Origin of the sequence: Odoribacter sp. N54.MGS-14 (genome assembly GCF_000980295.1) — a bacterium.
GTDB lineage: Bacteria > Bacteroidota > Bacteroidia > Bacteroidales > Marinifilaceae > Odoribacter > Odoribacter splanchnicus.
Genome location: NZ_LARL01000090.1, coordinates 1 through 9,927, shown reverse-complemented (window position 1 = coordinate 9,927; position 9,927 = coordinate 1). Strand labels below are relative to the sequence as shown.

10 protein-coding genes and 1 tRNA gene are annotated in these 9,927 nt (G+C 42.3%); 7 read left to right on the top strand and 4 right to left on the bottom strand.

All coding sequences use genetic code 11. The annotated features are described in order from the left end of the window. Window positions 1-219 precede the first annotated feature (219 nt). Window positions 220-1,257 carry a mannose-1-phosphate guanylyltransferase gene (locus tag WS42_RS13395; protein ID WP_022160637.1) on the bottom strand — a complete coding sequence of 346 codons (1,038 nt, stop codon included), beginning with the start codon at window positions 1,255-1,257 and terminating at the stop codon, window positions 220-222. Window positions 1,258-1,514: 257 nt separating this feature from the next. On the opposite strand from WS42_RS13395, the gene WS42_RS13390 reads away from it, so the two are divergent. The 4 genes from WS42_RS13390 to WS42_RS13375 are packed head-to-tail and all read left to right on the top strand — an operon-like array spanning window position 1,515 to window position 4,186. Beyond that, complete coding sequence (locus tag WS42_RS13390; protein WP_013613493.1) at window positions 1,515-2,252, top strand: MlaE family ABC transporter permease; 738 nt, start codon at window positions 1,515-1,517, stop codon at window positions 2,250-2,252. Continuing rightward, a complete protein-coding gene (locus tag WS42_RS13385) occupies window positions 2,252-3,004 on the top strand; it encodes an ABC transporter ATP-binding protein (protein ID WP_046451241.1) in 753 nt (250 codons plus the stop codon). Before WS42_RS13390 ends, WS42_RS13385 begins: the two co-directional genes overlap by 1 nt. Next, the gene (locus tag WS42_RS13380) at window positions 3,001-3,843 is read left to right on the top strand and encodes a DUF4296 domain-containing protein (protein ID WP_022160638.1); all 843 of its coding nucleotides are present in this window, start codon (window positions 3,001-3,003) and stop codon (window positions 3,841-3,843) included. Before WS42_RS13385 ends, WS42_RS13380 begins: the two co-directional genes overlap by 4 nt. Before the next feature lie 10 nt (window positions 3,844-3,853). Next, window positions 3,854-4,186, top strand: a complete 333-nt coding sequence (locus tag WS42_RS13375; protein ID WP_022160639.1) for a hypothetical protein — start codon at window positions 3,854-3,856, stop codon at window positions 4,184-4,186. Between the two features lie 74 nt (window positions 4,187-4,260). Here the strand turns inward: WS42_RS13375 and WS42_RS13370 are convergent, their stop codons facing one another. Beyond that, window positions 4,261-5,787 (bottom strand): PspC domain-containing protein, encoded by a 1,527-nt coding sequence (locus tag WS42_RS13370; protein ID WP_022160640.1) that lies wholly within the window; start codon window positions 5,785-5,787, stop codon window positions 4,261-4,263. A gap of 8 nt (window positions 5,788-5,795) precedes the next feature. After that, window positions 5,796-6,134, bottom strand: coding sequence for a PadR family transcriptional regulator (locus tag WS42_RS13365; RefSeq protein WP_041557024.1), 339 nt, complete (start codon window positions 6,132-6,134; stop codon window positions 5,796-5,798). A 296-nt stretch (window positions 6,135-6,430) separates the two neighbouring features. Here WS42_RS13365 and gpmI point away from each other — a divergent pair, with 296 nt between their 5' ends. The 3 genes from gpmI (at window position 6,431) to WS42_RS13350 (ending at window position 8,837) form a co-directional block, all read left to right on the top strand. Further along, complete coding sequence (gpmI, locus tag WS42_RS13360; protein ID WP_022160641.1) at window positions 6,431-7,951, top strand: 2,3-bisphosphoglycerate-independent phosphoglycerate mutase; 1,521 nt, start codon at window positions 6,431-6,433, stop codon at window positions 7,949-7,951. 95 nt (window positions 7,952-8,046) lie between these two features. After that, window positions 8,047-8,637: a DUF3109 family protein gene (locus WS42_RS13355; RefSeq protein WP_022160642.1), complete on the top strand. Its 591-nt coding sequence runs from the start codon at window positions 8,047-8,049 to the stop codon at window positions 8,635-8,637. Window positions 8,638-8,761: 124 nt separating this feature from the next. Further along, a tRNA-His gene (locus WS42_RS13350) sits at window positions 8,762-8,837 on the top strand. Between the two features lie 50 nt (window positions 8,838-8,887). Here WS42_RS13350 and WS42_RS13345 read toward each other — a convergent pair. Beyond that, window positions 8,888-9,927: crotonobetainyl-CoA--carnitine CoA-transferase (locus WS42_RS13345; RefSeq protein WP_046451240.1), on the bottom strand; the 1,040-nt coding region annotated here is incomplete at its 5' end.

Genomic DNA, 9,927 nt, shown 5'->3' with positions numbered 1-9,927 from the left:
AATTTCCCCCGTTTTGGCTTCCAAACCTTATTTGCGGGGGAATACCTAAAGATACAAAAAAGCCAACTAATTCGCAATATTTTATGTATGAATTAGTTGGCTAATTTTATAGTATTTACTGAATGTCCCTAGGTAAATGAACTCAGATCGGTGAAGCTGATAGGCTGATTCATTAGGATCGGATGCTGGCTTCACCGATCTGAGTTTAAGTGGTCACCCTCATTTTTTATGACGGAAAAACTTTTCGAAGCGTTTGATTTTATCTTCGTCTTTGCGGTGACAAATCATCAGGTAGTTGTCTTTTTCAGCAATGATCAGGTTATCGACGCCCTGAACGACGACATTTTTTCGGGGAGGAACGTTCACAATACAGTCGTTCGAATCGTTAAGCACCACTTTATCCGAATTGGTGACATTGTTGTGGTCGTCTTTATCACAAAGGGCGTGAAAAGCATGCCAGGTACCGACGTCCGACCAGCCGAAATTCCCTTTTAATACATAAACATGTTGTGATTTTTCCATAATACCGACATCGATCGATACATTGTGGCATTGCCCGTATACACTCTTGATGAAAGCAGGTTCGGCCGGGGTATTCAGTTTACATTCCGTATTGAAAAGGGCGTGCAGATCGAACATATGGGTCTTGAATTCCTGGATGATATCCTGAACACTCCAGATAAAAATACCTGCATTCCACAAAAACTCATCGGAATCGAAAAACATATTGGCCAGTTCTTGGTTGGGCTTTTCGGTGAAAGTCTTGACCTGTGATATTTTTTGTGTATTGTCTTTCGATTTCACCTGAATGTATCCGTATTCTGTCTCGGCACGTGTAGGAGTGATGCCGATCGTGAGCAGTCCCTTTTGTTTCTCGATAAAAGATAACCCCTCCTGGATGTCGTTCAAATAAGCCTGATCGTTGCTGATAAAATGGTCGGAAGGGATAGTGACGATATACGCATCCGGATTCAGACCTTTGATTTTATAAGCGGCATAAGCGATACAAGGGGCGGTGTTTCTGACATAAGGTTCCTTCAATATATTGGAATCCGGTATTTCCGGGAGTTGTCTTTTGATGATATCTTCATATTCTTCTCCGGTGATGATAAAAATACGATGATTGGGGAAAATCTGGGAAATACGTTCGTAAGTTTGACGGATAAAGCTCTTTCCACAGTGCAGGATATCAGAAAATTGTTTGGGACAACGGCGGTTACTTACCGGCCAGAAACGGTTTCCGATACCCCCGGCCATAATTAAGCAGTAGGAATTTGGATTCATTCGTAGTTGTATATTTAAAGTTCCTCTTTTTAAAATAGCTTTCAAATAATATACCAAATATACTACTTTTTTCAGAATCCTGAAATTATTCCGCCGATTCCCCTTGATATAGATTTTATTCCCTGCCGCAGTACCGGATTTGAGCCGATTTAGGAACTTTATGAGAGTAGGAACGCGTAAATCCATGAATAATTTATATTTTTACCTTGTTTTTCTTAACCGACAGGAATATGAAGTTTTTATATAAGCTGGGTAGCTATCTTATTTTTATTAGAAAAGCCTTTTCCCGTCCGGAAAAAAGAAGTGTCTATACTAAAGAAGTAATAGTTGAATTTGAAAAGTTAGGCTTGAATTCAATTGTCTTAGTAGTGATTATTTCTTTTTTTATCGGAGCGGTGCTGACTTTGCAGACTGCTTATAATATGCAGAGTCCCTTATTGCCCCGGTATTTGATCGGTTACCTGACCCGGGAAACGATGTTGCTGGAATTTTCATCGACGATCGTCAGCTTGATTTTAGCCGGTAAAATCGGTAGTAATATCGCTTCCGAGATCGGGAGTATGAGGATTACCGAGCAGATAGAAGCTTTGGAAACCATGGGAGTCAATTCGGTTTCTTATTTGGTGGGACCGAAGATCTTAGCTTCTCTGGTGATTAATCCGATCCTTTATATCTTCAGTGTTTTTATCGGTATTTTAGGGGGAATCATTTCCGGATTGATCAGTGGAGTTGTCAATTTTGAAGATTTTGTTTATGGCCTTCATTTTTCCTTCAATCCTTACTATGTGACCTATTCGATCGTAAAGACCTTGTTCTTTGCTTTTATATTTACCTCAATCCCTGCTTTTTATGGATATTACGTCCAGGGGGGAGCCCGGGAAGTCGGTAAAGCCGGGACGAAAGCTGTGGTCGATAGTAGTATCGCTATATTGACCGCTAACCTGGTATTAACTCAAATTATGCTGTAATGATACGTGTTGAAGCTTTGGGTAAATCTTTCGATAATAAGAAGGTATTATCGGACATCGATATCACTTTCGAAGCCGGTAAAGTGAATCTGATCATCGGGAAAAGTGGGTCCGGTAAAACGGTCTTGCTGAAATCCCTGATCGGCTTGCATTCGGTTACGACCGGTCATATTTATTACGGTGACCGCGATTTGACGATGATGAATTCCAAACAACTCAAATCTTTGCGGGAAGAAATCGGAGTGGTGTTTCAGGGAGGGGCTTTGTTCGATTCACAAACGGTATTGGAAAATGTGATGTTTCCCCTCAACCTGTTTTCCGATCTTTCCTACGAGGAGAAAAGAGAACGGGCACTCTTTTGCCTGCATCGGGTGGAACTGAATAAAGCCGAAGATCTGTATCCCTCGGAGATTAGTGGAGGTATGAAAAAACGGGTGGCTATCGCCCGGGCTATTGTCCTGCAGCCGAAATTTTTGTTCTGTGACGAACCTAACTCGGGTTTGGACCCTTTGACTTCTATCGTTATCGATAATTTGATCAGTGAGCTTACCCACGAGTATAATATGACGACGGTCGTCAATACACACGATATGAATTCTGTTTTCGAAATCGGGGAAAAAATCGTGTTTATTCACGAAGGACGCAAGGAATGGGAAGGTTCGAAAGAGCAAATTGCACATACGGATAATCCGTATCTGAATGAATTTATTTTTTCTTCTCAGTTGTTTAAGCTTATAAAAAAAGATTTATGATATCATTTATCCGGAAAGGAATACTAATCATCATGGCGTGTGTGGGGGGAATCATTGGAGGTTGTGAATCTAAAAAGGTACCTTTGAATAAAGAGCAGTTCACAAACCTGCTGATCGATTTGCATAAAGTCGACGGAACCTTGTCGGTGTACCGGGGAATAGGGCAGGGATATAATGAACTGAAAAATTATGAATATTACAACGATGTATTCCGGAAATACCATATCGACAAAGCGGAATTCGACTCTTGTTTATATTATTATTCGGCTCAGACGGTCCTGTTTTCGAAGATGTATGATGTGGTTATCGATAGTATACACCGGCAACTCACAGCTATTGAAAAAGTACTCAATGAGTTGAAGTCGAAAGATTCTGTCAACTATTTTCCGTTGGTGGATACCTTAAAATTGGATAGTGTTTTCACGATAACTGTCGATAGTATTGTTCCGGGATTATATAAATTCGGAACGACGATTCATTTCGATTCTCTCCAGAATACCCAAAACCGGCGGATTCGTTCGTATTTTCTTTCTGCCGACGGTAACGATACTTTGCGGGTGAGAGATCTGGTGGTCGATTTCGATACGTTAAAACGTAGTTACAATTGGTCGCAATATGCCGATTCGGTGTATAACCGGCTGGTGATAACTTTCCTGGATACGATGCCTCCGGCAAAATATATCAAACCGGTGAAAGGTAAAAAAACTCCTCCCGCTAAAAAGGAAAAATTGGTAGAATTGGACGAAATGGGAGGGGAAGCCTGGGGTACTTATCTTTATCGGCCTTATGTTTCCCGGGAAACGGAGAAAAGGCTGAAACAAAGTTTGCGAAGACGATAAATACCGTTTGATGAGAAAGATTGCTGCTAATTATATCTGTTTGCCGGGATTTCCATTGGTGAAGAATGGATATGTGATTCTTGAACAAGGACGGGTGAAAGATGTGGTCGATACAGGAGGACGAATTCGTGAAATACAAGGGTTGGAGTTTTATGGTGGATTGATTGTGGCGGCTTATGTGGCGGCTTATCAGGAAAGACTTGAAGAAGGAGATTTGCTTTTACCCTGGTTGGACGAGATCTACCGTCGGGGAGGAGAAGAGTATCAGGGGGTGGGAATTTGGGAAGGTGCCGATTTATTGAAGCTCACCTGGACAAACAAGACGAAATTTCGTTTATTATAAATGAGGGGCCGAAAGTCGGTTTCCGGACTTTTGGTTCCCCCCATTCATCGGTTAAAATCAGTGAGAAAATTATTTCATTTCACTATCTCCAACACTCCGTTTTTCATGACAGTGGTATAATTTTTCTTATATCCCTGGAAAGGAATACAGGAATGAATGATATTATTTCTTATTTTATTACTTCCCTGGATGACCAGGGTATCTCCTTCAGGAATCCGGATAGTGACCTCTACTTCCTGCCCTTTCCAATGAGGGGGTTGTATTTTGAAATAATTGTCCAGGGTCAGTTCGTTTCCATTTTGTTCCCAATGGTATCGGATGGTATTCAATGGCCTGAAATGATCCGGGGTACGGATACCTCTGATTTTTTTCTGAATCGTCAGGGAAGGCCGGGAAAACGTACTTGGAATTGCACGGATAAAAGTTTTGAGATAGATCTCTTTGGGGGGAATACTGTCGAATGCCAGTATATTTGCAAAATATCTGTTTGTATGGATGATGTTACTATTCTCGCTGACCTGAGGCAGATCATCGATCTTCAACAGGTATTTATGCGAGGTCGTGTCGGCGGTGATAAAAGAATGGCCCTCCGTTTCTTCTGTGACATCACTATAGCTCAGACTTTGCTGTATCGTGATGATGATACCTGCGAATCCGGCAAGAAACCAACAACCGATTGCCGTTAGAAGGAAAATCTTATTCCAGTTGAACTGGAATAGATAACGGGCCGAGATATAGATGATCAGTAGTAAAGGGATATTCAGGGTGAGTAAAAGGATGATTTTCAAAGTCAGTAATAGCTCTGACGATATGGAGCTGCATAGAATATGATAAATGCTGAAATTTGTAACGCTTTCGGGATACAGCAGACACCAGAAAACCAGGATAAACAGAAAGGTTCCTGCCAGCAATCCCACGACAGACAACACACTGAACACGATCTTAAGGCATTTCCTTAAAATAGTGTTCAGTGTCTGAAAACAGGTTTTAGCACCGTTTTCTATTCCGGTGAAGAATTTTTGAATACCAGAGTTTTTTTTTAGATCGTCATAGGTATCCCGGACATTTTTCTCGATATTGGAAACATTGATTTTTTCTCCTTTCATTTCCATTTTTTGTCTGGCAGTCACAGCTGCAGGTGTGGCGATCCAAAGGATAATATAAGCTAGGATCGTTACTCCGTAGAAAAACGCTAACAAGACAAAAGCAATTCTTATCCATACCACCGAAATATCGAAATAAGCTGCTATTCCTGAAGCTACGCCCCCCAGAACAGATTCGTCGGTATCCCGGTATAGTTTCCGTTTTATCGGTTCTGTGCTCTTGTCCGTATCTTCGTCGATGATTACGTCAGGACTACCCATGATCCGAATGATTTGGTCGATATCTTCCATGGTAACCACTTGTTTGTATCCTTTCCCGAGCACTTCTTTCAGTAATTCGGCGATCCGGCTTTCGATATCGGCCATGATTTCCCGGCCGTCTTCTTCTTTCAGATAATGACTTTCCAGGGTGTCTATGTAAGATTGGAGTTTCAGACAAGCATCGTCGTCGATACAAAATACCTGACCGTTGAGATTGATGTTGTATGTTTTTTTCATGATGTTTGTTATTGAGGTGTATGTGGTGCTTTTAGGATTTCGATAGCTGTCGTCAGTTCTTCCCACGAAGTTTCCAGGGCTTGCAGGAATTGACGTCCTTGTTCGGTGATGTTGTAATATTTCCGGGGAGGGCCCTGTGTCGATTCTTCCCAGCGATAGGCCAGCAATCCGGTGTTCTTTAATCGGGTGAGTAGAGGATAAACGGTACCTTCTACCACCAGCATTTTCGAAGCTCTCAGCTTATTGATGATGTCCTGGACGTAGGCGTCGTTCCGGGCGATGATCAGTAAAATGCAGTACTCGAGTATCCCCTTCCGCATTTGAGCCTGTGTGTTTTCTATGTTCATAAGCGCCTCTTCTTTGGTTTTACGGAACAAATATATGGATTAATATAGTATTATGCAATACATAGTACTAAATTTTTTATAAATATTTGTTTGGGATAGTACCTTACAAAGATTAGGGCGTTTTTGAATATAAATCGTTTGAAAAAATTTGAATCGCCGGGATGACGATAAAAACGTTTCCGTAAAAATTATCCCGCTAAAAATCGGTACTTTCGGGAGAAAGTCGGGATAATAAATTAACTTTGTAAACAAATGATTGTGGTGATTTTAAGCAATAACAATAAATAAAAACAGATATGAATAAAGTATTATTGATGATTTTAGACGGTTGGGGAATCGGGAAGCATGACAAGACGGATGCTATTTTTAATACCCCGACTCCCTTTATGAATTCATTGTCGGAAAAATATCCGCATGCTCAATTACTGACTTGTGGAGAAAATGTCGGTTTGCCGGATGGCCAGATGGGTAATTCTGAAGTCGGCCATTTGAATATCGGTGCCGGACGGGTGGTGAATCAGGATTTGGTACGGATCAACAAAGCATGCTGGGATAATTCGATTATGCAGAATTCCGAGATCGTGAAGGCTTTTACTTATGCCCGTGACAATAAAAAACAAGTACATTTTATGGGCTTGGTATCGGATGGTGGAGTACACAGCTCTTTGGAGCATCTGAAGAAACTATGTGATGTATCTAAAGAATTTGGAATAGCCAAAACTTTTGTTCATTGTTTTATGGATGGCCGGGATACCGATCCGAAGAGCGGACTGGGATTCATAAGAGAATTGAAGGCTCATATGGACAAATCGACCGGACGGATCGCTTCTGTCATCGGTCGTTATTATGCTATGGATCGGGATAATCGTTGGGAGCGTGTAAAGGAAGCCTATGATTTGATTGTGAATGGAATCGGTACCCCTGCGCAGCATGTGGAGGTAAGTATCCAACAGTCTTATGACGAAGGGATTACCGATGAATTTATCAAACCGATCGTACATGTCGGAAGCGACCATCGGCCTGTGGGTGTGATCGAACCGGGTGATATGGTGATTTTCTTCAACTACCGTAACGACCGCGCCAAAGAATTGACTATTGCTTTGACCCAACGGGATATCCCCGAACAGCAGATGAAGAAGATGCCTTTGTATTATTGTTGTATGACTCCTTACGACGCTACTTTTGAAGGTCTGCATATTCTGTTTAATAAAGAGAATGTAGAGAATACCTTGGGAGAGGTGATCAGTAAGGCCGGTTTGAAACAGTTGCGGATTGCCGAGACAGAGAAATATGCTCATGTGACTTTCTTCTTCAACGGAGGACGTGAAGCGCAGTTTGAAGGTGAAAGCCGGATTTTGGTGCCTTCGCCGAAAGTGGCTACCTATGATTTACAACCCGAGATGTCGGCTCCTGAAGTGGCGGAAAAATTAGTAGAGCAATTGAATGCCAAATCAGCTGATTTTGTCTGCCTGAATTTCGCTAACGGAGATATGGTGGGACATACCGGTGTGTATGCAGCGATCCAAAAGGCAGTAGCAACGGTCGACCGTTGCGTCGAAAAGGTCGTGACTGCCGCTCAGGCCAATGGTTACGATGTATTGATTATTGCCGATCATGGAAATGCCGACAATGCTGTCAATCCCGACGGTACTCCGAATACGGCTCATTCGCTGAATCCGGTGCCTTGCATTTGGGTGACCGACGAAAAGGGAAAGACTTTGAATAACGGCGTTTTGGCTGATGTCGCTCCAACCATCCTGCAGATTATGGGAGTTGCCCAGCCTGCAGAAATGACCGGAAAAAGCTTGATAAAATAACAGGGATAAATGATTTATAAAGTCTGTCAAGTTTGTAAACTTTGCAGACTTTATGAACATGATAAACAAAACCATATAGTTGTCGGTTTTCGACTATGATACAGATAGAGGATACAATCGTAAGTTTCGATATTTTTGTAAAAAAGTTTTGTTGTGATTTAGCGCAGTGCAGGGGAATATGTTGTGTCGAAGGAGATTCGGGGGCCCCTTTGGAAGAGGATGAACCGGTGCGGATCGAGACGAACTATGAAAATATCCGGGCTTATATGAAACCCGAAGGGATTGCAGCTGTTGAGGAACAAGGTTTCTCGGTGATCGATCAGGAGGGGGATTTGGTGACTCCATTGATTCAAGGGGGAGAATGTGCTTATGCCATAGAAGAAAAAGGAAGTTGTTGGTGTGCGATCGAAAAAGCCTGGTCTGAGGGGAAGTGTGATTTTCGTAAACCGATTTCTTGTCATTTATATCCGATCCGGGTGACAAAATACGAAGGATTTGAAGCACTGAATTACAACCGTTGGGATATTTGCGGATGTGCCCGGCTAAAAGGTGAGCAAGCAGGTATGCCGTTGTATCGTTTTTTAAAACAGGCTTTGATCGCTCGGTATGGTGAAGAATGGTACGAACAGTTGGAGTATGCCGCCCGTGAGATTGAAGCTGGAAATATAGAAATCCCTCCTCGGTAAATACTTGAATGCAAGTTTATTGTTTTGGATGGAACGACTAAAACTGAATTTTAGACATTTTTTTTTGATATTTTGTTTGCAGAATAACAGATTCTCCTTATCTTTGCAAGCGCAAAAGCAAAATGGTGGATGTAGCTCAGTCGGTTAGAGCGTCGGATTGTGGTTCCGAAGGTCGTCGGTTCGAGCCCGATCTTCCACCCCTTAACCACAAAGCAGTTATTCGAAAGATAACTGCTTTTTTGTTTCCGGCTTATTCTTTGTGTATAACACTGAATTCGTAAATCGAAGGAGGGGCACTAGCTGCCAGTACTTTCAAGCGAATCTGACTGGTTTGGTAAGTTTGAGGGAGATGGATCACTTTACAGGCTCCCATCGGACTTTGAGACAGGTAAAGGGTTGTCCACCGGTTGTCTTGCCAGATGTCGATTGTATAGGCTTGAATCCGGTTTTGCAAGCCATCCCGGTATTCAAAAATGGAAATTTTGTTGAATTTATCCCGTTCATTTAATTTTATAATCAGCTCCGGACAATCGATCTGGCTGGCCCAACGGGTTTGTAATCCGCCATCGACGACATTTTGTGGGCCGTATTCCTGGATTTGATTGTTCCAAACCGAGTTGACATTGGCTTCTTGTTGCAGAGAGACCGTTTTCCCATTGGTCGGAAAAGGTTTGTTTTTCCGCAGATTTAACCTGTTTTTCAAGGCAATAATCTGATTGGCTTCGTTTTCTTTGATCCGGCCTGTTGCATCGGGAGCGACATTTAAAACCAGGGTATTCTGATTGGCGGTACACCAATAAAACAATTCTTCCAGCTCGTCCAGTTCCCGGGGGGCTATAGGGGTAGACTTTTGAAACCAGTTCCATTCACTGCTCAGACATATCGTGTGTTCAAAAGGCAGATAATATGATTTCCCTTGATACAGGTACTGTTTTTTATCGGATGAACTGGCAATTTTGGGGTCCCACAACCTGAAATCCGATGGAAAATATTGGCAATAGTAGCGATTGTCTGTCGTTTGAAGTTCTACAGGTACGATCTCGTTCGAGTTTTCCCGATAGGCAATAGTTTGGTTGGTGGAAATGGCACAATGAGGTTGTAGTTTTTTTACCAGCTTGTACAGGCGGGGAATATCCCAGGCTTGGGCCGGTTTGTCCCAGCCTCCGTCAAACCATAGTTCGCAGATCGGTCCGTAATTACTCATTAATTCGGTGAGTTGATGGGCCATATAGTCGACATACCGACTGAAATCAGCCTCTTTGTACGAGGGTTCGTGTCTGTCCCACAGGG